This window comes from Pseudomonas sp. GL_093 (assembly GCF_057837605.1).
This window is the reverse complement of the sequence record NZ_CM174448.1, coordinates 2,217,977-2,242,300: the sequence shown is the minus strand read 5'-3', so window position 1 is coordinate 2,242,300 and position 24,324 is coordinate 2,217,977. Positions and strand designations below refer to the sequence as shown.

Here is a 24,324-nt window from a genome sequence, read left to right as displayed (position 1 = left end):
CCGCATGCGCCTGTTTCGCTCACTGATCCTGTTGATGACCCTGGTTGCGCCAACGACGTTTGCCGATGACCTGTATCAGATAGAAATGATTCTGGTCCGCCAAAACGCCGTGCCCGCGATCGTCAGCCGCGCCGCGCCGGAAGACTGGGCGGCTGGATCTCAGCCCATCAACCCCGACAGCCTGCGCACACCGAGCCTCAATGCTGAAGTGGAAAAACTCACCGCCAGCAATGAATACACGGTATTGCTGCACAAGGCCTGGCAACAGAACCTTGGCGAAGAAGCCAGCAAAGTTGCGATCAGCGAGGGCAAAGAACAGTTCGGCCAGTTCCCGATCGAGGGCACGCTGAGCATGAAACTGGGACGATTCACCGATGTGGATGCAGACTTCTGGGTCAACCAGATCGACGCCAACGGCATGGTCACCGCCAGCGAACGCATGAAACAGGAAAGCCACACCAAGAACGGCCAGCTGAACTTCCTCGACAACGGCCACTTGGGCATGTTGATCAAGATCACCTCGCTCACCGCCCCTGCGCCTCGGCCAGTCCCCGATGAAATTCCGGACTGATTGAAGTCCTTATGCCCCCGACCCTGAGCAAACCCCTGGCACCTTCCTGGGTCAGCCGATTCAAGGAACAGAGCCTGGAGCGTGGCCGTCGCTACGCTTTGGAGAACCGCGTCAGGATCGTCGAGGCTGGCGACGCCACGATCATTGCCGCCTGCGAGGGCTCTGGCGGTAACGTTTACCGTCAGACCATTCGCCTGCGCGAGTCAGCCAAAGCCACGTTGCTGATGATCGATGCCACTTGCACCTGCCCGGTCCACAGCAACTGCAAGCACTGCGCGGCAGTGCTGCTGAAAGTGCAGGAAACCCTGGCCTACCCCGCTGCGGCGCAAGACGCCGAGCTACTCGAGAAACTTCAAGCCGTACTGGAAAACCGCAGCCCGAAGGCGCCGCCACAAGTGCTGGTGGATAACGTGCAACCGGTACCGCGCCTGTGGCTGGCGAGCATCGAGTTCAGCGCCTTCGAACCGCGCAACGGCAAGATGCAGCGTTATATTCAGCATCGCGCAGCGCTGTCTTTCAGCTATCTGGATGAATACGTTTCCGGGCAGAAGAACGCTGACATCCTGATTCGTCAGGAAACCCAGACGCTTCGGATAAAACGTCACCCGGAAGTCGAACAGACCTACAGGGAACAGCTACGAATCCTCGGCTTCAAAGTCGCAACCCGGCAAAGCAAGGCCTTGCCGGAAAGTGCGGGCGAACTGTTCGAGATGGTCAACGACAGCGCCTGGCTGACCTTCACCCTCAATGAGCTGCCGAAGCTGCGCACCCAGGGCTGGGAGTTGCAGATCGACGAAGACTTCGGTTTCGACCTGACTGCCGTTGACGATTGGTACGCCACCGTCGAACAGGCACCGGAGCGCGACTGGTTCGATCTGGAACTGGGGATCATCGTCAACGGCGAGCGCCTGAGTCTGCTACCGATCCTGCTCAACCTGATGCGCTCTCACACCGAGATCCTCAATCCAGAACGCCTCGCCCGACGTCGCGACGACGAGTTGATCCTGGTGAACATTCCCAATCGCCCGAACTCTGAGTACGGCCCGCTGCAAGTCGCCCTGCCCTTCGGCCGATTGAAACCGGTGCTGGCGACCCTCGGCGAGTTCTACCTGCAAGGACCCGGCGAAACGACGCTGCGCCTGAGCAAGGCCGATGCCACGCGCCTGAATCCGCTGGAAGACCTGCCGTTGCTTTGGGAAGGCGGCGAGCAAATTCGCACCTTTGCCCAACGGCTGCGGGACATCAAGGACTTCACCGCGACCGCACCGGAAGGCTTGAACGCGACCTTGCGCCCCTATCAGCTGGAAGGCTTGAGCTGGATGCAGTCGTTGCGGCAACTGGAAGTCGGCGGGATTCTCGCGGACGACATGGGTCTGGGCAAAACCCTACAGACCCTGGCGCACATTCTCAGTGAGAAGAACGCCGGACGCCTCGATCGGCCGTGCATGGTGGTGATGCCCACCAGCCTGATCCCCAACTGGCTGGATGAAGCGGCGCACTTCACGCCGCAACTCAAAGTGCTGGCACTGTACGGCGCCAGTCGCAAAAAGCATTTCGACACGCTGGCCGATTACGACCTGATCCTGACCACCTATGCGCTGCTGCCCAAGGACGTCGAACGTCTCGCCGCGCAGCCATTACACGTACTGGTTCTGGACGAGGCGCAATACATCAAGAACCCCAACAGCAAGGCCGCCCATGCTGCCCGCGAGCTGAATGCCCGTCAGCGTCTGTGCCTGAGCGGCACACCGCTAGAAAACCACCTCGGCGAACTGTGGTCACTGTTTCACTTCCTGCTGCCCGGCTGGCTGGGTGACGTGAAAAGCTTCAACCGCGATTACCGCGTGCCGATCGAAAAGCGCGCCAGCGAAGTACGACTTCAGCACCTCAACGGCCGGATAAAACCGTTCCTGCTGCGTCGAACCAAGGAACAGGTGGCGACCGAGTTGCCGCCGAAAACCGAGATCATCCATTGGGTCGAGCTCAACGAAGCCCAGCGCGACGTGTACGAAACCATGCGCCTGGCGATGGACAAGAAAGTCCGCGACGAGATCACCCGCAAGGGCGTGGCGCGCAGCCAGATCATCATTCTTGAGGCGCTGCTGAAGCTTCGTCAGGTCTGCTGCGATTTGCGCCTGGTCAACGATGCCACCCTGCCCACTCGCGGCAGCACCTCAGGCAAGCTCGACAGCCTGATGGAAATGCTTGAGGAATTGTTCGATGAAGGCCGGCGGATTCTGTTGTTCTCGCAGTTCACTTCGATGCTGTCGTTGATTGAAGATGAGCTGAAAAAACGCGGAGTCGATTATGCGCTGCTGACCGGGCAGACCCGCGACCGACGCGCCCCGGTAAAAGACTTCCAGAGCGGCAAGCGTCAGATCTTTCTGATCAGTCTGAAGGCAGGTGGCGTCGGCCTGAACCTGACCGAAGCCGACACGGTGATTCACTACGATCCATGGTGGAACCCGGCGACGGAAAATCAGGCGACTGACCGGGCGTACCGCATTGGTCAGGAAAAACCGGTGTTCGTCTACAAGATGATTGCCAGGGGCACGGTGGAAGAGAAGATTCAGCATCTGCAGAAGGAAAAATCCGACTTGGCGGCTGGTGTGCTGGATGGACGCAAGACCGGGGACTGGAAGTTGCAGAGTGATGATATTGAAGCGTTGTTTGCGCCGCTGCCGGACAAGTTGGAAAAATAGCGGCGATTACTAAATCGTCATCGTCGGAACGCCGCCCGGAGCAAGCTCGCTCCCACAGGTGATCACTGTACCTGTGGGAGCGAGCCTGCTCGCGAAAGGGTCAACTCGGTTTAACGATTGATCAGCCTTTAAGCACTCGAGCCAACGTCGACTTCACCTTGCCCATCCCGTCATGCAGCGCTTGCTCGATCTCGGCCATGGTGATCACTGCCGTCGACTTGCCCGCTGCCGGGTTTACTACCAGCGCCAGACAGGCGTAATCCAGTTCCAGCTCACGAGCCAATGCCGCCTCCGGCATTCCGGTCATACCGACGATGTCGCATCCGTCGCGCTCCAGCCTGGCGATTTCAGCGACGGTTTCCAGTCGTGGCCCTTGAGTGCAGGCGTACACGCCTTGACTGGCAAAACCAACACCTTCAGCCGCCAATGCCGCGATTAGCTGCTGACGCAGGGCTTCGCTGTAGGGATAGCTGAAATCGACGTGGGTAACGTGTTCGAGATTATCGGCGAAATAGGTGTGTTCGCGACCACTGGTGTAGTCGATCAATTGATGCGGTACGCAGAAATATCCGGTGTCCATCACGGCATGAATCCCACCCACTGCGTTGACCGCGAGAATCGCTTCGGCGCCAGCCTGTTTCAGCGCCCAGAGGTTGGCGCGGTAGTTCACCTGATGCGGCGGAAAACGGTGAGGATGACCGTGGCGCGCAAGAAACAGCACTTCCTTGCCGGCGTACTCGCCGATCTGCACTTCAGCCGAAGGCGCGCCGTACGGCGTGTCCACCGCCAGTGACTGACGAATGCTCAGACCTTCGAGTTGAGTCAGGCCGGTGCCGCCGATAATCGCGTAAACCGTCATAACGAAAAGTCCTCAATCAATCAGTTGAGCATCTTTGAGGGCGCCCACGGCTGTCAGCCAGCGCGGGTCTTGACGGTATTCAGTGCTGGCGTATGACTGGCCACGCATCCGCGCGATGCGCTCGGACGGCTTGACCTTCAGTCGCTGGGCGGCGCTCAGGGCCAATTCAGCGGCCGCACGATCGTTGCACACCAGGCCCATGTCGCAACCGGCCGTCAGCGCCGCTTCGATACGGCTGGCAGCATCGCCGACCACGTGGGCGCCGGCCATGGACAGGTCATCACTGAAGATCACGCCGTCAAATTGCAGCTCGCCACGCAGGATGTCCTGCAACCAGCGGCGGGAGAAGCCGGCAGGCTGGGAATCGACTTGTGGATAGATCACGTGGGCCGGCATGACCGCGGCCAATTGCTTGCTCAGTCGGGCGAACGGCACCAAGTCATTGGCGCGGATTTCGTCGAGGCTGCGCTCATCAACAGGGATCGCAACGTGGGAATCGGCCTCGGCCCAGCCGTGACCGGGAAAGTGCTTGCCGGTGGCAGCCATGCCGGCGCTGTTCATGCCGCGAATGAAGGCACCCGCCAGCAACGCTGCACGCTCGGGATCACCTTCAAATGAACGGGTACCGACCACGGCGCTGCGCTGGAAGTCGAGGTCCAGCACCGGAGCGAAGCTCAGATCGAGGCCGACGGCCAGCACTTCAGTGGCCATGATCCAGCCGCACTGTTCGGCCAGGTACTCGGCATTCGGGTTGTCAGCGATGGCGCGCATGGCTGGCAGTCGTACGAAGCCCTGACGCAAACGCTGAACCCGGCCGCCTTCCTGGTCGACTGCAAGCAGCAGATCGGGGCGAATGGCGCGGATTGAGGCGCTCAACTCGCGCACCTGGCGCGGGTGTTCGATATTGCGGGCGAAAATGATCAGACCGCCCACTTCGGGTTGGCGCAACAATTGGCGATCTTCAGCCGTCAGCCAGGTACCGGCGACGTCCACCATCAACGAGCCTTGCAGGCCAGCAGTCATAGAGATTCCTTGATAACGATAAACCCGGCCCGCACGCAATCGCCGCCATGGGCTATGCCCGGCAGGTCGGCGATACAAATGGGGAGCGGGTTCAGAACGAGAGTCGGCATGGGCGGCTAGCTTAGCGGATGTCAGCTGCCGCGCCCACCCGTGCGCGGTTAAACCTTGGCGGCAACCGGGGTTGATTTGCTGCGTGGACGCAACTGCGCGGTGGCCATGGCCGTATCGGTCACGCCGGTTTCGGCGCGCATGCCCGCTGCCAGGAACGGCACCATCAGACGCATTACTTGCTCGATCGAGGTGTTCACACCGAAGTCGGTCTCGGCAATTGCGCGCAGGGCTTTGATACCGGACATGCTGAACGCAGCGGCGCCGAGCATGAAGTGCACGCGCCAGAACAGCTCAATCGGCGGAATACGCGGTGCAGCTTCGTTGACCAACATCATGTAACGGCGGAACACCTTGCCGTACATGTCTTCCAGATAACGCCGCAAGTGCCCTTGGCTCTGACTGAAAGCCAGACCCAGCAAGCGCATGAAAATCGACAGATCGTTGCCGCTGCGTGGTTGCACCACCAGGGCTTGCTCGACGAGGATTTCCAGCAGCTCTTCAAGCGTCGGCTTGTTCTCCGGCTTGGCCTGACGCCGCTCCAGCTCTTTATCAAGGCTTAAGCAGAACGGCCCGAGAAAGCGCGAGAAAACTGCCTGGATCAGCGCTTTCTTCGAGCCGAAGTGATAGTTCACCGCCGCCAGATTGACACCGGCCTTGCTGGTGATCAGACGCAATGAGGTTTCAGCAAAACCTTTTTCCGCGAACAACTGCTCGGCAGCATCAAGAATGCGTTCAACGGTTTCCGACTGGGCCATGGCTACTCCGCCTGACAAACACTTGTTTGAAACATACGTTTCAGCCCAGGCCTTGTCAAGCCTGACGGTTCGTTTTGGGAATGGTCGGTCACCTATTTAACCATACAACTCTCAAGCTTGAATCAGCAGGCTCATCGACCGTCTGGCGGCCGGCAAAAAAAGGGGCATTGCCAAGACCGTTTCACTGTATATAATCCCAGTCACTGTATAAAAAGACAGAGCGATCAATATGCTAAAGCTGACGCCACGCCAAGCAGAGATTCTGGCCTTCATCAAACGCTGCCTCGAAGACAACGGCTACCCGCCCACCCGCGCGGAAATCGCTCAGGAACTGGGGTTCAAGTCGCCCAACGCTGCGGAAGAACACCTCAAGGCGCTGGCCCGCAAGGGTGCGATCGAGATGACGCCCGGTGCTTCCCGTGGCATTCGCATTCCCGGCTTCGAAGCCAAGGCCGACGAATCCACCCTGCCGATCATTGGCCGAGTGGCTGCCGGTGCTCCGATCCTCGCCCAGCAGCACATCGAAGAGTCCTGCAACATCAACCCGTCGTTCTTCCATCCTCGCGCCGACTATCTACTGCGGGTTCATGGCATGAGCATGAAGGACGTGGGCATTTTCGACGGTGACCTGCTGGCAGTGCACACCACCCGCGAAGCCCGCAACGGCCAGATCGTAGTAGCGCGGATCGGCGACGAAGTGACCGTCAAGCGTTTCAAGCGCGATGGTAGCAAAGTCTGGCTGATTGCCGAAAACCCTGAATTCGCCCCTATCGAAGTGAACCTGAAAGATCAGGAACTGGTGATCGAAGGCTTGAGTGTCGGCGTCATTCGCCGCTAAAGGAGGCTTTATGCAGTTCCCACACACATCACAGCAAGCCCAACTGCCGTTGTTCGAGGCTTTCATGGTGCAGCCATTGGCGCCGATCCTGAAAGACGTGGTCGAGTCCCCCTGGAGCACCGAGCCCGAAGTCTTCAGTGAGCTGTCGCTGCGTGGTGCAGCCGGGAACTGCCTGAACCTTCTTGCGCCGATTCTCAGGGAATTGAGTCAGGACCAGGACGCGCGCTGGCTGACGCTGATCGCGCCGCCCGCCAGCCTGACCCAGGCCTGGTTGCGGGACGCCGGCCTTAACCGCGAACGCATCCTGCTGCTGCAACCGCGCGGCACTCAGAGCGCTCAGCAGTTGACCTGCGAGGCCTTGCGCCTGGGCCGTAGTCACACGGTAGTCAGTTGGCTCAACCCATTGAGCACAACCTCACGGCAACAGTTGATCAGCGCCGCCCGGATCGGGGACGCACAAAGCCTGAATATTCGATTGGGTTAACTGACAAACAATGCGCGCGCTGAACAGCGCGGGGCTTCTCCAAGGAAAGAGAAGCCAACCTGTAGCGATATCAGCAAAAAACCGACGGGCGGGATCAATGAAGAACCCGAGACGCCTCGTCCGTATTGAAATCGCCTTCAACCAAGCGTCCGGCCATCTGAACGCCGACGCTCAACATCGCCTTGGCGACTTCCACGTGCTGGCCCTGCAGGAACGCTTTGGCATCCTCGGAGAAATCCAAAGTAACCAGAGAACCCTCGTCCTCAGCCCTGCGCAGCTCAATACGGCCGTCTGGTAACTCGACGATTTCTAGAAAGGACGTTGGCATAAAGGTCTGTTCTCCACGAAAGGCGGGGATTATATAGGCATCGGCCAGGCTTCGCTCGGTAACTTGACCGGATGTCATTGCGAAGAAATATCTGCTAGCACTCATCCCTGAGCGGACAACCCATCGGGTCATCCTTCCCTCAACACTCGTTCAGGCCTTCGCGAAACCGAATCGCCAGCCCCTTGAGGTTCTGACGCCAGCTCTCCAGCTCTTCCCGGCTCAGCTCTTGAGGAGCCTCTTCTTCATCCAGGTTAACGGCCAGGATCAGCGGCTGCGTCACGTCACCCTTAGGCTTGTGCGGCGCCCGTGGCGGCTGAAACAGCGCAGCGTGGGCCGCAAGCAGTTTGGCCAGCCAGGTTTCCGAATTATTGGCCAACTCGACCATTTCGGCCATTTCCGGAATCGCGATAGCTTCAAGCACTTCGCGCGTCAGCAACAACTCGGCCCGAGGCGCATTGGCCTGAGGCAAGCGATAGAAACCGGCGATTTCATGGCACAGCCCCAGCAGCGCACCGTACAAATGAAACAGGGCCGACTCGCGTCCGGCTTGAATCAGCGCCAGGGAGTTCATCGCCCGCCCCTCTTCGGCTCTGGCGAGCGCTTCCAGCGACAAGCCGGCGAAGTAAATCTTCTGGTTGGTACGGGTATAGAGTTCGTGGGCCATGACGGCAGCCTCCACAACGAAATAATTGCTTCACGCAGGTCAGACAGTGTCGTGGATCAGCTCCGCTTCCCGCAAGCACAAAACAAAAAGGCCGCATGAAAACCCGAGGGTTGTCATGCGGCCTTTTCAGTACAGCGCCTGTTAAGCCTTGGCGGTCTTCGCCGGGCGCTTGTCTTCAACCGTCCACTTGCCGCCGTCGTAGTACGCCTTCCAGCCAGTCGGCTTACCGTCGACTTCAGTCTGTACGTACTGCTCTTTGGTTTTACGGCTGTAACGGATCACAGCAGGCAGGCCGTCCGGATCTTTCTTCGGCGCTTCGCAGAGGAAGTGGTATTTCGGATCGATCTCATCCTTGTGCGGCACAATTTCCATGACCAGCGGAGCACGCGTCTCGCGGTTTTTCGGGAATTGACTGGCCGCCAGGAACAGGCCGGAAGCACCATCGCGCAGGATGTAGGTGTCGTTGACCTTTTCGCATTTCAGCTCAGGCATCTTCACCGGATCCATCTTCGGCGGTGCTGCATCACCGCTTTTCAGCAGTTTGCGGGTGTTCTTGCAGGTCGCATTGGTGCAACCGAAGAACTTGCCGAAACGGCCGGTCTTGAGCTGCATCTCGCTGCCGCACTTGTCGCATTCCAGGCTCGGACCTTCGTAGCCTTTGATGCGATATGTGCCCTCTTCGATTTCGTAACCTGAGCAATCCGGGTTGTTACCGCAGATGTGCAGCTTGCGCTTCTCATCCAGCAGGTATGCGTCCATCGCCGTGCTGCAGATCGGGCAGCGATGCTTGCCACGCAGCACCAGCGATTCCGATTCACCCTCGTCGTCCGCCGCGATTTCATCGCCCGGCACCAGGTTGACGGTGGCCTTGCAGCGTTCTTTCGGCGGCAGGCTGTAGCCCGAGCAGCCGAGGAACACGCCGGTCGATGCAGTACGAATCTGCATCGGACGACCGCACAACACGCACGGAATGTCAGTCATCACCGGTTGGTTGGCGCGCATGCCGCCTTCGGCGCTTTCGGCTACTTCGAGTTTCTTCTTGAAGTCACCGTAGAACTCGTCGAGCACGTTCTTCCAGTCGCGCTCACCCTGAGCAACGTCATCGAGGTTCTCTTCCATGCCGGCGGTGAAGCCGTAGTCCATGAGATTGGAGAAGCTCTCAGCCAGACGCTCGGTAACGATGTCGCCCATCTTTTCCGAGTAGAAACGACGGTTGTGCAGCGCTACGTAGCCACGATCCTGGATGGTCGAAATGATCGCCGCATAGGTCGAAGGACGACCGATGCCGCGTTTTTCCATTTCTTTAACCAGGCTCGCTTCCGAGTAACGCGCCGGCGGCTTGGTGAAGTGCTGGGTCGGATCAAGCTTGATCAGCTTCATCGCGTCGCCCTGAGCCATGTCCGGCAACACGTCGTCATCGCCAGGCTTGGCGATTTGCGGCATGACGCGGGTGTAACCGTCGAACTTCAGGATGCGGCCTTTGGCGCGCAACTCGAAGTCACCGGCACCGACGGTGACCGTGGTCGACAGGTATTGGGCCGGCAGCATCTGGCAAGCAAGGAACTGGCGCCAGATCAGCTCGTAGAGCCGCTCTGCATCGCGCTCCATGCCCGACAGCTTGCTTGGCTCGGTGTTGGCATCGGAGGGACGAATCGCTTCGTGAGCCTCTTGTGCGCCTTCCTTGCTGCTGTAGACGTTCGGGTTTTCCGGCAGGTATTTCTTGCCGAATTCGCCTTCAATATAAGTACGCGCCATCGTCACGGCATCGACCGAGAGGTTGGTAGAGTCGGTACGCATGTAAGTGATGTAGCCGGCTTCGTACAGACGCTGGGCCATCATCATGGTTTTCTTCACGCCGAAGCCCAGGCGGTTACTTGCGGCCTGTTGCAGGGTGGATGTGATGAACGGTGCCGACGGCTTGCTGCTGGTCGGCTTGTCTTCGCGCTTGACGATGCTGTAGCTGGAAGCCTTGAGCTTCTCCAGCGCGGCCATGGCCTGGGCTTCGTTGAGCGGTTTGAAGGCTTCGCCTTTCTCGCGAGCGACGTCAAAGCGCACGGTTGCGCCCTTCGCGGTGCCGAGGTCGGCGTGAACTTCCCAGTACTCTTCCGGGTTGAACGCGCGGATTTCACGCTCACGCTCGACAACCAGCTTCACGGCAACCGATTGCACGCGACCGGCGGACAGGCCACGAGCGACCTTGGCCCATAGCAGTGGCGAAACCATGTAACCCACAACACGGTCGAGGAAACGACGCGCTTGTTGTGCGTTTACACGATCGATGTCCAGTTCGCCCGGTTTGGAGAAGGCTTCCTGGATCGCTTTTTTGGTGATTTCGTTGAACACCACGCGCTTGTAGCGGCTGTCGTCACCACCGATGGCTTCGCGCAGGTGCCAGGCAATGGCTTCCCCCTCGCGATCCAAGTCGGTTGCGAGATAGATGGTGTCAGCATCTTTGGCGAGCCGGCGCAGCTCTTCGATGACCTTTTCCTTGCCCGGGAGGATCTCGTACTTGGCTTTCCAGCCATGATCGGGATCGACACCCATGCGCGAGACCAGCTGCTTGCGCGCCTTCTCTTTTGGCGTGAGCACCGGACCTTCACCCGCAGCGGCCTTGCCGCGCTTGGCGGCTGGCTCTTTGCTGGCGCTAGCCGAACCGCTGGTGGGCAGGTCTCGGATATGGCCGATACTCGACTTCACCACGTATTGGTTACCCAGATACTTGTTGATGGTCTTGGCCTTAGCCGGGGATTCCACAATGACCAGCGATTTGCCCATGGATCAGAAAATTCCTGAATTCTAGAAGTGAAAGGCGGTTGGCGCCTGACGCGGCACCGCTATATATAGTGGCTACAAGGTGAGGTCAAGCGCAGGGTATTGCGCGCACTCAGCTTATGGCTTGGAAAAAAGGCTCGGTTCGGCGTGCACCAAAGCAAAGCGTGGCACCTGTTCGCCGTCAACCTCGACCGACTCCAGGAACATGCTCAAAGGACGCACCCAAAAGCCGTAATCGCCATACAGGGCTTGGTAGAAGACCACTTCTTCTTCGGTTTCCGAATGCCGCGCAACACTGAATACGCGGTACTGCGGACCTTTGTAATGTTGGTAGAGCCCAGGTTGTATCGGCATGGTTTGGCCCTCGCTCAAATCTTTTCAAAATAAAAACAAAAATAAATTCAGAAAAACAAAAACCGGGGCACTTGGCCCCGGCTTCCTTCAACGAAACGCTTAAACGCGTTCGAAGACGGTGGAGATGCCTTGGCCGAGACCAATGCACATGGTAGCTACCCCGAAGGTGCCGCCATTTTGCTTCATCACGTTCAGCAGAGTGCCGGAGATACGCGCACCGGAGCAACCAAATGGGTGACCCAGGGCGATCGCGCCGCCGTGCAGGTTAACCTTCTCGTTCATCTTGTCGAGCACTTTCAAATCTTTCAGCACTGGCAGGGCCTGTGCGGCGAAAGCTTCGTTGAGCTCGAAGAAGTCGATATCGTTAATGCCCAGACCCGCGCGCTTCAGTGCTTTTTGTGTGGCCGGTACTGGACCATAGCCCATGATTGCCGGGTCCACACCTGCCACCGCCATCGAACGAATCACCGCCATAGGCTGAATGCCCAGGTCCTGTGCACGCTGCGCCGACATCACGATCATGCACGAAGCACCATCGGTGATTTGCGACGAAGTACCGGCTGTCACGGTGCCGCCCTTAGGGTTGAACGCTGGCTTCAGAGCCGCCAGGCTTTCCAGGGTAGTTTCCGGACGGATGGTTTCGTCGTAGTCGAACAGTTTCAGGAAACCGTTCTCGTCGTAGCCTTGCATCGGGATGATTTCGTCTTTGAACTTGCCTTCCAGTGTCGCCTTGTGAGCAAGCTGGTGGGATCGCACGCCGAAAGCATCCTGTTGTTCGCGAGTGATACCGTGCATTTTGCCCAGCATTTCAGCGGTCAAACCCATCATGCCCGAGGCTTTCGCCGCGTGCAGGGACATGTGCGGGTTCGGATCGACACCGTGCATCATGCTCACGTGACCCATATGCTCGACGCCGCCAACCACGAACACGTCACCGTTGCCGGTCATGATCGCTTGCGCAGCAGTGTGCAGAGCGCTCATCGACGAACCACACAGACGGCTGACGGTCTGGCCGGCAGCGGTGTGCGGGATCTGAGTCATCAGGGACGCCATGCGGGCGATGTTCCAGCCCTGCTCCAGGGTCTGGTTCACACAGCCCCAGATCACGTCTTCAACTTCGCTCGGATCAACCTTAACGTTGCGTTCCAGCAGTTTACTGATCAGGTGCGCCGACATGTCTTCGGCGCGGGTGTTGCGGTGCATGCCGCCCTTGGAGCGGCCCATCGGAGTACGACCGAAGTCGACAATCACGACGTCTCTAGGATTCAAGCTCATATATTCACTCTCACTCTAGTTGGGGGCGCTTAACCGAAGAACCGCTGGCCGGTTTTGGCCATTTCACGCAGTTTTGCGGTCGGGTGGTACAGCGCGCCCAAATCAGCGTACTGGTCAGCCAGGGCAACGAACTCTGCAACACCGAGCGAATCGATGTAGCGCAGCGCACCGCCACGGAATGGAGGGAAACCAATACCGTAGACCAGACCCATGTCGGCTTCGGCAGCGGTTTCGACAATGCCGTCTTCCAGGCAACGCACGGTTTCCAGGCACAGCGGGATCATCATCCAGTTGATGATGTCTTCGTCGGTGACTTCAAGCTGTTCGAAGACGATCGGCTTGAGCACTTCCAGTACCGACGGATCGGCAACTTTCTTCTGCTTGCCGCGCTTATCGGTCTCGTAGGCGTAGAAGCCCTTGCCATTCTTCTGGCCCAGGCGCTCGGCTTCATAGAGCACGTCGACGGCCGAACGACGGTCGTCTTTCATGCGGTCCGGGAAGCCTTCAGCCATTACGTCGCGACCGTGGTGGCCGGTGTCGATGCCGACCACGTCCATCAGGTACGCCGGGCCCATTGGCCAGCCGAATTTTTCCATGACCTTGTCGATACGAACGAAGTCCACACCGGCGCTGACCAGCTTGGCGAAACCGCCGAAGTACGGGAACAGCACGCGGTTGACCAGGAAGCCCGGGCAGTCGTTGACGACAATCGGGTTCTTGCCCATTTTCTTGGCGTAGGCAACGGTGGTGGCAACAGCCACTTCGCTGGACTTCTCGCCACGGATCACTTCAACCAGCGGCATCATGTGCACCGGGTTGAAGAAGTGCATGCCGACGAAGTTTTCCGGACGCTTGAGGGCTTTGGCCAGCAAGGTGATGGAAATGGTCGAGGTGTTGGACGCGAGGATGGTGTCCTCTTTGACCTTGCCTTCCACTTCAGCCAGAACGGCTTGCTTGACCTTAGGATTCTCGACGACCGCTTCAACGACCAGATCAACGTGACCGAAATCACCGTAGGACAGGGTCGGACGAATGCCGTTGAGCACTTCAGCCATTTTTGCTGGGGTCATGCGACCTTTATCAACGCGACCCACCAGCAATTTGGCAGCTTCGGCCAGACCTTGCTCGATGCCGTGCTCGTTGATGTCTTTCATCAGGATCGGCGTACCTTTGGAGGCCGACTGATAAGCGATACCGCCACCCATGATGCCGGCACCCAATACGGCAGCCTGCTTCACTTCTTTGGCGATTTCATCGTAGGCCTTGGCCTTTTTCTTCAGTTCCTGATCGTTCAGGAACAGACCGATCAAGCTCTGCGCGGCAGAGGTCTTGGCCAGTTTGACGAAACCGTTGGCTTCGACTTCCAGCGCCTTGTCGCGACCGAAGTTCGCGGCTTTCTGGATAGTTTTGATCGCTTCGACCGGTGCAGGGTAGTTCGGGCCCGCTTGACCGGCCACGAAACCCTTGGCGGTTTCGAACGACATCATTTGTTCGATGGCGTTGAGCTTGAGCTTTTCAAGCTTCGGCTGACGCTTGGCCTTGTAGTCGAACTCGCCGGAGATGGCGCGCTTGATCAGCTCCAGGGCCGCTTCCTGCAGTTTCTCGGGAGCAACCACTGCGTCGACTGCGCCGACTTTCAACGCGTCTTCAGGACGGTTTTCCTTGCCGGCGGCAATCCATTCGATGGCGTTGTCGGCACCGATGATGCGCGGCAGGCGCACGGTACCGCCGAAGCCCGGGTAGATGCCCAGCTTGACTTCCGGCAGACCGATCTTGGCCTTGGTGGACATGACGCGGTAGTCCGCCGCCAGGCACATTTCCAGACCGCCACCCAGGGCGATGCCGTTGATCGCGGCGACAGTCGGGACGTTGAGGTCTTCGAAATCGCTGAAAATCTTGTTGGCTTCCAGGTTGCCAGCAACAAGCTCTGCATCAGGCAGCTTGAAGTTTTCGACAAATTCGGTGATGTCGGCGCCGACGATGAACACGTCCTTGCCACTGCTGACGATCACACCCTTGATCGAAGCATCTGCCTTGATGGTGTCTACGGCCTGACGCAGTTCGTTCAGGGTTAGACGGTTGAACTTGTTGACGGACTCACCCTTGAGGTCGAATTTCAATTCGACGATGCCACTTTCAAGAGCCTTAACCGTGATGGCTTTACCTTCGTAAATCATCAACTGATCTCCACGATATGGAAGCTGAACAGTACACGTCGGACGCAGGCGAATGGCTTGGCAAGGACGTTTAACGTCAATGCTACGCCTATCCACCCGGCACACCCGCCAACGCGATAGTCGGGATTCTGTAGGAGCGGCTTGTAATACAAACGCTCAATTCATACGCCCGTTTGATTTGGGTACGTCACCTTCACGGAATTTCCGACAATTGTCAATCGCCCAAAATACGGGTTGAAACGCGACTTTCCGGTCATTTCCGTAACACGAAGACCTGCAACACGCGGCTGCATGTGAGGTCATTCATAGAATCAATAGTTAGAAAAGTCGCCCTAATTCGCTGCAGCCTTTGTTTAACAAGCTACGCTGGCGGGACTTGAGGAAAAAACATGAACGCTTTTGGCGAATGCCCAGCGTAATATCAGCGCCACACAGAATTACCGGCCTGCCTGGCCAACTCCAGCCCGATGATGATGTCGGGCTTTTTATTGCCTGTCTGCCGGACGTTTCGCGCCATTGCAGCGCGAAATTTCCGCGATTTATGCCAGCGCTTTCAGCACCGCATCAATATCCTGCAAAACCGTCGCTTCGCCCTTCTCGCCCCAATACAACGTGATCATCTGCTTGTCTGCTTCGACCTTGTAAACGTTGTCTGGCAACTTTTCGAAATGAATCAGCAACGCAGGCTCCTCGCAGACCTCCTGCCACTGATTGACCCACACACCCGGCGCTTTTTGCCAGTAACTCCAGCACGCCGGCCGATTGCCACGCCGCGGTCGATGGTACTGGGCGCAAGGGCTCGGTGGCTCCTGGCTCAGCCAGTGCGGCCACTCCTGAGGCGCCAGTTGCATCGCCAATCCGATGCGTCGCGCCTCCATGCGCAGGGCCATGCGGCCGCTCTGGTGGCGCGACGGCCGCAACCATGCCAGCGGGCTCAGTACCACCAACATGATTGACACCACTATCCAGACCGTCATATCTGTACTCCCGATTCTTGATGAGCGCATTGAGTCACTTTGAAAACAATGCGCTTGAAACCAGCCATACTTACCAATATTGCAACCCTCAGGAGGAGCACCTCATGCCCTACAACCACATTCTGGTCGCTGTAGATCTAACCGAAGAGTGCGATCCTGTAATCCACCGCGCTCGCGAACTGTCGGTGAGCAACGGGGCGAAGCTGTCCCTGGTGCACATTGTCGAACCAATGGCCATGGCCTTTGGCGGCGACGTGCCCATGGACCTGTCACAACTGCAACAACAGCAGTTCGATCAGGCCAAGGAACGCCTGGACCGACTGATCGTGAAGTATCCGGAACTCTCCAAGGAATACAGCCACCTGACCTATGGCCAGCCACGCCAGGAGATCCACCACCTGGCCAAGGAACAAACCTGCGACCTGATCGTGGTGGGCAGCCATGGCCGACACGGCCTGGCATTGCTGCTGGGTTCGACTGCCAATGACGTGCTGCATGGTGCGCCCTGTGATGTGCTCGCGGTGCGCCTGATCAAAAGCTAAACCACAGCTCCTGCGAAAAGCCCGGCGATCATCACTGAACGCCGGGCTTTTTTATAGCAGGATCAATCAGGCATCCAGCTCGGCCCAGCGCTCGACCATTACGTCGTGCTCAGCCTGCAACTGCTCCAACTGAGCGATCACTGCAGCGGTCTCGGCAGCAGGACGCTGATAGAAACCGGCATCGGCCATTTGCGCCTCAACGGTAGCGATCTGCTGCTCCATGGCTTCGATCTGGCCCGGCAACATTTCCAGCTCACGCTGCAACTTGTAGCTGAGCTTCTTCTTCGCCACCGGCGCTTCGACGACAGCAGCGACTGGTGCAGCTTCGGCCGTCACGACAGCGGAGGTCAGGTCGGCTTTGCCGGACTTGCTCTCGGTCACGCCCAGCAGGCGCGGCGAGCCGCCCTGACGCAGCCAGTCCTGATAACCACCGACGTATTCGCGAACCTTGCCTTCACCTTCGAAGACCAGAGTGCTGGTGACCACGTTGTCGAGGAATGCCCGGTCGTGGCTGACCATCAGCACGGTGCCGTTGAAGGTCAGCAAGACCTCTTCCAGCAACTCGAGGGTTTCGACGTCGAGGTCGTTGGTCGGTTCGTCGAGGACCAGCAGGTTCGCCGGCTTGCTGAATAGTTTCGCCAGCAACAGACGCGCACGCTCACCACCTGACAGCGCCTTCACCGGCGTGCGGGCACGCTGCGGGCTGAACAGAAAATCGCCGAGGTAGCTCAACACGTGGCGGCTCTGACCATCGATATCGATGAAGTCGCGACCTTCTGCAACGTTGTCGATTACGGTCTTTTCCAGGTCCAGCTGATGGCGCAACTGGTCGAAGTAGGCCACGTCGATGCGCGTCCCCTCTTCCACTGTGCCGCTGGTTGGCTGCAGACCGCTGAGCATCAGCTTCAGCAGTGTGGTTTTGCCGGTACCGTTGGCGCCCAGCAGACCGATACGGTCGCCGCGCGTCAGGACCATCGAGAAATCCTTGATCAGGAACGGGCCGCCCGGGTGAGCGAAGCTCACGTTATCGAGGACCATCACCTGCTTGCCGGACTTGTCAGCCGTATCCAGCTGAATGTTGGCTTTGCCGGTGCGTTCACGACGCTCGCTACGCTCGTTGCGCAGGGCTTTGAGGGCACGGACGCGGCCTTCGTTACGGGTGCGGCGAGCCTTGATGCCCTGGCGGATCCAGACTTCTTCCTGGGCCAGTTTTTTGTCGAACAGCGCGTTGGCGGTGTCTTCAGCGGCCAGCGAGGCCTCTTTGTGCACGAGGAAGCTGGCGTAGTCGCCGTTCCAGTCGATCAGGCCACCGCGATCCAGCTCGAGAATTCGGGTCGCGAGGTTCTGCAGGAATGAACGGTCGTGCGTGATGAACAGCACGGCGCCCTGGAAATCCTTCAGCGCTTCTTCAAGCCAGGCAATTGCACCGATGTCCAGGTGGTTGGTCGGTTCGTCGAGCAGCAGCAGATCGGGTTCGGAAACCAGAGCCTGAGCCAGCAGGACGCGACGACGCCAGCCGCCGGACAACTCGGCGAGGGTCTTGTCGGCCGGCAACTGCAGACGGCTCAACGTGCTATCGACCAATTGCTGCAAACGCCAGCCGTCACGGGCTTCGAGGTCGTGCTGGACGTGCATCAGTTTGTCCAGGTCGGCGTCGGTGACGATGTTCTGGCTGAGGTGGTGATACTGCGCGAGCAGCTCGCCGACACCGTCCAGGCCTTCGGCCACCACGTCGAACACGGTCCGCTCGTCGGCTACCGGCAATTCTTGCGGCAATTCGCCAATCTTGAGGCCAGGTGCGCGCCAAACGGAGCCCTCATCAGGCTTCTGGTCGCCCTTGACGAGCTTCATCATGCTGGACTTGCCAGTGCCATTGCGGCCGATGATGCACACCCGCTCACCACGGGCGATCTGCCAGGACACCTTGTCCAACAACGGCATAGCGCCGAAAGCAAGGGACACATCGCTGAATTTGAGCAGGGTCATGAGCTTCTCCAAAAACCGGGCGCGCATTCTACCTGACTTGAGGCTTCAGAAGGCCGGCAATTTCACCTTCGCGACACTCTGCATGACAAATGTTGCGAACTGATGCTGACAGGCCGGCAAAGCTTTCGCCCGCTGCTGGCAAAAGGCTAAGCTACAGACAATTCAGCGCGGGCATTGCCCGCGCTTGTCATGATTTCTCTGCCCGGACGTCTCATGCGCAGTCGCCTTTTCAGTCTTTTATCCTGTTTTCTTCTTTCTGCCACTGCCGTTCAAACCGCCCAGGCGGTGGACCTGTCCACCCAACGCCAGTATTACGATGAAGCCAAGCGTGCCCTCGCCAAGGGGGATACCGGGCCTTATTTCCGTTACAGCCAGGCCCTCAGCGATTACCCGCTGGAGCCGTACCTGGCGTATGACGAACTGACCGCTCGCCTTAAAACCGCGAGCAATGCCGAAATCGAGAAATTCCTCGCCGAGCACGGTGACCTGCCTCAGGCCAACTGGATGAAGTTGCGCTGGCTGCGTTGGCTGGCCGAACGCGGCGACTGGGCGACCTTCGTCAGGTACTACGACCCCAAGCTCAATTTCACCGAACTGGACTGCCTGAACGCGCAGTATCAGATCGGGCATAACCAGAAAGCCGAAGGCTACGCCAACGCCAATAAACTCTGGCTGACCGGCAAATCCCAACCCGCCGCGTGCGATGCGCTGTTCGGGCAATGGGCTGCCGAAGGCCAGTTGACCGAGCAGAAACGCTGGGAGCGCACCAAGCTCGCCGCCCAGGCCCGCAACTATCCACTGGCCAACAGCCTGGTCAACGGCCTGACCACCCTCGCCCCTCGTGGTCGTTTGCTGATTGATGTGGCGCAGAAACCCGAACTGCTCAACCAGCCGTCGCGCTTCACCCCGGCCGATGAGCCGATGTCTGACATCGTCAGCCTCGGCCTGCGCCGCTTGGCCAAGCAAGACCCGGACAAGGCCATGGAGCTGCTCGACGGTTACGCCAGCAGCATGCACTTCTCCCGTGATGAGAAAGTGGCCATCGCCCGTGAAATCGGCTTGACCCTCGCCCGCCGCTTCGACCCTCGCGCGCTGGACGTGATGACCAAGTACGATCCGGAGCTGCGCGACAACACCGTGTCCGAATGGCGCTTGCGTCTGCTGCTGCGCCTGGCCCGCTGGGACGACGCCTATCAGCTGACTCGCCGCTTGCCGCAGGATCTGGCGACCACCAACCGCTGGCGCTACTGGCAGGCCCGCAGCCTGGAACTGGCGCAGCCGCAGAACCCGGAAGCGCAAGCGCTCTACAAGAACCTGGCTCGCGAGCGAGATTTCTATGGCTTCCTCGCCGCTGATCGTTCGCAATCACCTTATTCGCTGGTCAACAAACCCTTGGTATTGAGCCAGGCGCTGATCAACAAGGTTCGCAATACCCCAGGCGTGCGTCGGGCACTTGAGTTTCACGCTCGCGGGCAGATCGTCGATGGTCGCCGCGAGTGGTACCACGTCAGCCGCCACTTCAGCCGCGACGAAATGGTCGCCCAGGCGAAACTGGCCTACGACCTGAAATGGTATTTCCCGGCGATCCGCACCATCAGTCAGGCGCAGTACTGGGACGACCTGGACATCCGCTTCCCGATGGCCCACCGCGAAACCCTGGTGCGCGAAGCCAAGGTCCGTGGTCTGCACTCGAGCTGGGTGTTCGCCATCACCCGCCAGGAAAGTGCCTTCATGGACGACGCCCGCTCTGGCGTCGGCGCCAGCGGCCTGATGCAACTGATGCCCGGCACCGCCAAGGAAACCGCGCGCAAGTTCAGCATTCCACTGGCATCACCGCAGCAAGTGCTGGACCCGGACAAGAACATCCAGCTCGGTGCCGCTTACCTGAGCCAGGTCCACAGCCAGTTCAACGGCAACCGCGTCCTCGCCTCCGCCGCCTACAACGCCGGCCCGGGTCGCGTGCGTCAGTGGCTGCGCGGTGCGGACCACCTGAGCTTCGACGTCTGGGTGGAAAGCATTCCGTTCGACGAAACCCGTCAGTACGTGCAAAACGTGTTGTCGTACTCGGTGATCTACGGCCAGAAGCTCAACTCACCGCAACCGCTGGTGGATTGGCATGAGCGCTACTTTGACGATCAATGAACCTGCTTTGAAGCACTGACAAAAATGCCCGCATCGATTGATGCGGGCATTTTTTTTGGGCGGCTCTACTGGGTCGATTACTTAGTCGGTTACTGGGTCGGTGAGAGCGCTGTGCCCATCACTGAACTGCAACGCCGCCAACCGCGCATACAGCGCGTTGCTCGCAATCAATTCCTGATGCGTCCCCACCGCCACCAGTTTCCCCTGGTCCATCACCGCGATCCGGTCAGCATTTTTCACCGTGGCCAGCCGGTGGGCGATGACCAGCGTGGTGCGGTTTTTCATCAGGCTCGGCAGGGCTTGCTGGATCAGGTGTTCGCTCTGGGCGTCAAGGGCGCTGGTGGCTTCGTCCAGCAGCAGGATCGGCGCGTCCACCAGTAGCGCCCGGGCGATGGCCAGGCGTTGGCGTTGACCGCCGGACAAACCGAGGCCACCGTCGCCAAGGTGGGTCTGGTAGCCGTTGGGCATTTGTTCGATGAAGTCGTGGGCGTAAGCGATTTTCGCCGCTTCCTGAACCTGGGCCAGGGTGGCCGTTGGATTGCCGTAACGGATGTTCTCTTCGATGCTGCCAAAGAACAGCGCCGGGGATTGCGAGACCAGGGCGAAGCAGCGGCGCAGGTCCAACGGATCGAGCTGAGTCAGCGGCACGCCATCGAGCAGGATGCGTCCTTCGGCCGGGTCGTAAAAGCGCAGCAGCAAGTCATACACCGTCGACTTGCCGGCACCGGATGGCCCGACCAACGCGAGGGTTTCACCGGCATTGATCGTCAGGTTCAAACCATCGACCGCATAGCTTTCGGGACGCGACGGGTAGGAAAAGCGCACGTCTTGCAGCACCAGGTCACCCTTCACCCGTTCAGGCAAGGTCACCAGCCCAGTAGTCGGTGACTGGATAATGTTTTCCGAGCGCAGCAACTCGGCTATCCGCTCGGCGGCGCCGGCGGCACGCTGCAGTTCGCCGATCACTTCGCTCAACGTGCCGAATGCGCTGCCGACGATCAGGCTGTAAAACACAAACGCCGCCAGCTCGCCCGCGGAAATCCGCCCGGCGATGACATCCATTCCGCCGACCCAGAGCATCACCCCGACCGCGCCAAGCACCAGTACGATCACCAGGGTAATCAGCCAGGCCCGCTGGAAGATCCGCTTGCGAGCGGTGTTGAAGGCCTCCTCCACCGTTGCGGCAAAGCGCTGCTCGTCCTGGACCTGATGGTTGTAGGCCTGCACGGTTTTGATCTGGCCCAGGGTTTCGGAAACATAGCTGCCGATATCGGCAATCCGGTCCTGGCTCAGGCGCGACAGGCTGCGCACCCGACGGCCGAAGATCAGGATCGGCGCGATCACCAACGGCAACGCGACCACCACGATGCTGGTGAGCTTGGGGTTGGTGATGAACAGCAAGACGATCCCGCCGATCACCATCAACAGATTGCGCAAAAACAGCGACAGCGAGGAGCCGATCACCGATTGCAGCAGCGTGGTGTCGGCAGTCAACCGCGACTGGATTTCGGAGCTGCGGTTGGCTTCGTAGAATCCTGGGTGCAGGTAAATCAGATGGTTGAACACCTGACGGCGGATGTCCGCGACGACGCGCTCACCGATCCATGAGACCAGGTAGAAACGCGCGAAGGTGCCAATCGCCAGCCCGACCACCAGCAACATAAACAGGCCGATGGACTGGTTGAGCAAACGCGGTGACTGGGTCATGAAACCCTGATCCACCAGCAGGCGAATCCCCTGCCCCATGGACAAGGTGATGCCCGCCGTGACGATCAATGCGAGCAAGGCACCGACGGCCGGCCAGCGATAAGGCACGATGAAACGCAGGGCCAGACGCATGGCGCGCCGTTGACGGGAAGAGAGGATGGAGATCATTCGATGGCACAACCAGTAGGGTTTGACGCGATCAAGCCTACACCGGTCGATGGGCTTGAACGCTGTAAATCATAATGAGTCAGGTTAAATATGACCGCAAAGACTAGGTCCTAGACGGTATTGGTCTAAAGTCCGGGTGGCAACACCGCGGTATTTCTGATGGACTGATGTGGCCGCCCTGGAAAGATCGCAGGGAGTTGTCACAGCCCGGTCACGTGGCGGTTCTACAGTAAGCACACAACCTGAAGAGGAGACAGGCAATGTCCTTGCAAAACAGCAGCGAAGACAAGATTCAAGTGATCCGCACACAACCAGACCAGTCTCTGGGTTGCTCAATCATTGACGAACAAGGGCGCGAAGTACCGATCACTGAAGGCATGATCCAGGACGCTTGCCGCGAACTGGAAAAGCGATTGGTCAAGCCTGCCGAACAAGAGTGATATAGCCACCGTCTTCTTGACCCGGCCCCTGATGGCCGGGTTTTTTATGGGTGCTTATCCAGAAATTGCAGTGTGCGCCTTCGCGAGCAGGCTCGCTCCCACAGTATTCTCCAGTGGATATAGCTTCTGTATACGACTGAGATTAAATGTGGGAGCGAGCCTGCTCGCGAAGGGCCCAACTCGATATTCAGACAGCCGAAGCACCCAACGCCGCCACGATCCGCTGCAATGCCGGCGAATCCCCATCGATCCGCACCGACAAACCATCAATCTCACGCCGCAGCGGATAATGCTTGCGCAGCGAATCGAACGCCGCACGCTGTTCGTTCACATTGCCTACAAGGCTGCGACGGAAATCCGCGTCATCACGGCGCGGGTCGTACACGCCGCGGCACAACATGGCCAGCGACCAGGCCGGATCGCTGTTAGCGTTCAAGGTCACTTGCGACAACCAGGGTGCGGGCAGCAAATCGCTCAAGCTGATCTGGGCCGCTTGCCCGAGAAAATCGCAATACGCCTGATAAATCTGCGCGGTCCCACGCTGTCTGCCGTCGAGGCTGTAGCCGGCAATGTGCGGCGTCGCCAGCACGCAGAGTTCGGCCAGGGCCACATCGACCTCAGGCTCACCTTCCCAGACGTCCAGCACCGCTTGCAGGTCTTCGCGTTGCAGTAGCACCTGGCGCAGCGCGGCATTGTCCACCACCGGACCACGACTGGCGTTGATCAGCCAGGTGCCGGGTTTGAGCTGGCTCAAACGGTTTTTATCGAACAGATGCCAGGTCGACTGGGCGCCGTGTTTCTTCAACGGCGTGTGCAGGCTGATGACATCGCACTGCTCGATGATCTGTTCAAGGCTGACGTAATCGCCACCTTCAGCGGCTTGTCTTGGCGGATCGCAGACCAGCACGTTCCAGCCCAGACCTTGCAGAACCTTGACCAGGCGGCCGCCCACTTCACCGGCACCGACGACGCCGTAGGTGCGCTGAGTCAGGTCGGCGCCTTCGATTTCGGCCAGGGTCAACAGACTGCCGAGCACATAGTCGACCACGCCCCGGGCGTTGCAGCCGGGTGCGCTGGACCAGGTGATGCCGGCCCGCTGAAAGTAATCCAGATCCAGGTGATCGGTGCCGATCGTGCAAGTGCCGACAAAGCGTACCTTGCTGCCTTCGAGCAACGCGCGGTTAACGTTGGTCACCGAGCGCACCAGCAGCACATCAGCCTGTTCGACGGTGGCGCGGTCAATGGAACGTCCCGGCACCCGGCGGATTTCACCGAAACCTTCGAAGAAGGCATCGAGCAGCGGGATATTTTCGTCGGCAACAATCAGCATGGCAGGCTCCTTTGGCGGATCGGCAGTGTAGGCGGAGATGCAGGTGATGGGCCACCGGGGATGCAGAAACATTCAAAATCCGATTACAAATCCGCAACACAGGACTTTTCCTGACCACT

The 24,324-nt window shown here is 59.1% G+C and carries 20 protein-coding genes; 7 read left to right on the top strand and 13 right to left on the bottom strand.

The window, feature by feature from the left end; translation table 11 throughout:
- The first annotated feature begins 4 nt into the window (after window positions 1-4).
- A complete protein-coding gene (locus tag AC3IUE_RS10095; RefSeq protein WP_489267078.1) occupies window positions 5-571 on the top strand; it encodes a CsiV family protein in 567 nt (188 codons plus the stop codon).
- Between the two features lie 11 nt (window positions 572-582).
- Complete coding sequence (locus AC3IUE_RS10090; protein WP_046047837.1) at window positions 583-3,273, top strand: DEAD/DEAH box helicase; 2,691 nt, start codon at window positions 583-585, stop codon at window positions 3,271-3,273.
- A gap of 121 nt (window positions 3,274-3,394) precedes the next feature.
- On the opposite strand, the gene AC3IUE_RS10085 is transcribed toward AC3IUE_RS10090, so the two are convergent.
- The 3 genes from AC3IUE_RS10085 to AC3IUE_RS10075 form a co-directional block, all read right to left on the bottom strand.
- Complete coding sequence (locus AC3IUE_RS10085) at window positions 3,395-4,132, bottom strand: S-methyl-5'-thioinosine phosphorylase (protein WP_489267075.1); 738 nt, start codon at window positions 4,130-4,132, stop codon at window positions 3,395-3,397.
- Window positions 4,133-4,144: 12 nt separating this feature from the next.
- Entirely contained in the window at window positions 4,145-5,143 is a 999-nt protein-coding gene (gene nagZ, locus AC3IUE_RS10080) for a beta-N-acetylhexosaminidase (protein WP_173860483.1), read from the bottom strand.
- Between the two features lie 170 nt (window positions 5,144-5,313).
- Entirely contained in the window at window positions 5,314-6,021 is a 708-nt protein-coding gene (locus AC3IUE_RS10075; protein WP_007933170.1) for a TetR/AcrR family transcriptional regulator, read from the bottom strand.
- A 229-nt stretch (window positions 6,022-6,250) separates the two neighbouring features.
- Between AC3IUE_RS10075 and lexA the strand changes: the two genes are divergently transcribed.
- Window positions 6,251-6,859, top strand: a complete 609-nt coding sequence (lexA, locus tag AC3IUE_RS10070; RefSeq protein ID WP_007933171.1) for a transcriptional repressor LexA — start codon at window positions 6,251-6,253, stop codon at window positions 6,857-6,859.
- Window positions 6,860-6,869: 10 nt separating this feature from the next.
- Window positions 6,870-7,343 (top strand): SOS-induced cell division inhibitor SulA, encoded by a 474-nt coding sequence (sulA, locus tag AC3IUE_RS10065; protein ID WP_076030379.1) that lies wholly within the window; start codon window positions 6,870-6,872, stop codon window positions 7,341-7,343.
- Between the two features lie 94 nt (window positions 7,344-7,437).
- Here sulA and AC3IUE_RS10060 read toward each other — a convergent pair whose 3' ends face one another.
- From AC3IUE_RS10060 to AC3IUE_RS10030, 7 genes are all read right to left on the bottom strand, one after another.
- The gene (locus tag AC3IUE_RS10060) at window positions 7,438-7,671 is read right to left on the bottom strand and encodes a hypothetical protein (protein WP_008151412.1); all 234 of its coding nucleotides are present in this window, start codon (window positions 7,669-7,671) and stop codon (window positions 7,438-7,440) included.
- A gap of 139 nt (window positions 7,672-7,810) precedes the next feature.
- Window positions 7,811-8,335 (bottom strand): DUF6586 family protein, encoded by a 525-nt coding sequence (locus AC3IUE_RS10055; protein WP_046047843.1) that lies wholly within the window; start codon window positions 8,333-8,335, stop codon window positions 7,811-7,813.
- Window positions 8,336-8,476: 141 nt separating this feature from the next.
- Window positions 8,477-11,110: a type I DNA topoisomerase gene (gene topA, locus AC3IUE_RS10050; protein ID WP_008151419.1), complete on the bottom strand. Its 2,634-nt coding sequence runs from the start codon at window positions 11,108-11,110 to the stop codon at window positions 8,477-8,479.
- A gap of 114 nt (window positions 11,111-11,224) precedes the next feature.
- Window positions 11,225-11,461, bottom strand: coding sequence for a DUF1653 domain-containing protein (locus AC3IUE_RS10045; protein ID WP_123434309.1), 237 nt, complete (start codon window positions 11,459-11,461; stop codon window positions 11,225-11,227).
- Window positions 11,462-11,560: 99 nt separating this feature from the next.
- Window positions 11,561-12,736 carry an acetyl-CoA C-acyltransferase FadA gene (gene fadA / locus AC3IUE_RS10040; protein WP_223431984.1) on the bottom strand — a complete coding sequence of 392 codons (1,176 nt, stop codon included), beginning with the start codon at window positions 12,734-12,736 and terminating at the stop codon, window positions 11,561-11,563.
- Between the two features lie 29 nt (window positions 12,737-12,765).
- Window positions 12,766-14,913, bottom strand: a complete 2,148-nt coding sequence (gene fadB / locus AC3IUE_RS10035) for a fatty acid oxidation complex subunit alpha FadB (RefSeq protein ID WP_461997614.1) — start codon at window positions 14,911-14,913, stop codon at window positions 12,766-12,768.
- A gap of 539 nt (window positions 14,914-15,452) precedes the next feature.
- Window positions 15,453-15,890 (bottom strand): hypothetical protein, encoded by a 438-nt coding sequence (locus tag AC3IUE_RS10030; RefSeq protein WP_033061927.1) that lies wholly within the window; start codon window positions 15,888-15,890, stop codon window positions 15,453-15,455.
- A gap of 104 nt (window positions 15,891-15,994) precedes the next feature.
- Between AC3IUE_RS10030 and AC3IUE_RS10025 the strand changes: the two genes are divergently transcribed.
- Window positions 15,995-16,432, top strand: a complete 438-nt coding sequence (locus AC3IUE_RS10025) for a universal stress protein (RefSeq protein WP_008151425.1) — start codon at window positions 15,995-15,997, stop codon at window positions 16,430-16,432.
- A 66-nt stretch (window positions 16,433-16,498) separates the two neighbouring features.
- Here the strand turns inward: AC3IUE_RS10025 and AC3IUE_RS10020 are convergent, their stop codons facing one another.
- Complete coding sequence (locus AC3IUE_RS10020; RefSeq protein ID WP_056744292.1) at window positions 16,499-18,418, bottom strand: ATP-binding cassette domain-containing protein; 1,920 nt, start codon at window positions 18,416-18,418, stop codon at window positions 16,499-16,501.
- 213 nt (window positions 18,419-18,631) lie between these two features.
- Between AC3IUE_RS10020 and AC3IUE_RS10015 the strand changes: the two genes are divergently transcribed.
- Window positions 18,632-20,560, top strand: coding sequence for a transglycosylase SLT domain-containing protein (locus AC3IUE_RS10015; RefSeq protein ID WP_056744290.1), 1,929 nt, complete (start codon window positions 18,632-18,634; stop codon window positions 20,558-20,560).
- An 81-nt stretch (window positions 20,561-20,641) separates the two neighbouring features.
- On the opposite strand, the gene AC3IUE_RS10010 is transcribed toward AC3IUE_RS10015, so the two are convergent.
- Window positions 20,642-22,435: an ABC transporter transmembrane domain-containing protein gene (locus AC3IUE_RS10010; protein ID WP_489267068.1), complete on the bottom strand. Its 1,794-nt coding sequence runs from the start codon at window positions 22,433-22,435 to the stop codon at window positions 20,642-20,644.
- Window positions 22,436-22,695: 260 nt separating this feature from the next.
- On the opposite strand from AC3IUE_RS10010, the gene AC3IUE_RS10005 reads away from it, so the two are divergent.
- Window positions 22,696-22,875 carry a PA1571 family protein gene (locus AC3IUE_RS10005; protein ID WP_056744287.1) on the top strand — a complete coding sequence of 60 codons (180 nt, stop codon included), beginning with the start codon at window positions 22,696-22,698 and terminating at the stop codon, window positions 22,873-22,875.
- Window positions 22,876-23,062: 187 nt separating this feature from the next.
- On the opposite strand, the gene pdxB is transcribed toward AC3IUE_RS10005, so the two are convergent.
- The gene (gene pdxB / locus AC3IUE_RS10000) at window positions 23,063-24,205 is read right to left on the bottom strand and encodes a 4-phosphoerythronate dehydrogenase PdxB (protein WP_489267066.1); all 1,143 of its coding nucleotides are present in this window, start codon (window positions 24,203-24,205) and stop codon (window positions 23,063-23,065) included.
- Between the last annotated feature and the right edge of the window lie 119 nt (window positions 24,206-24,324).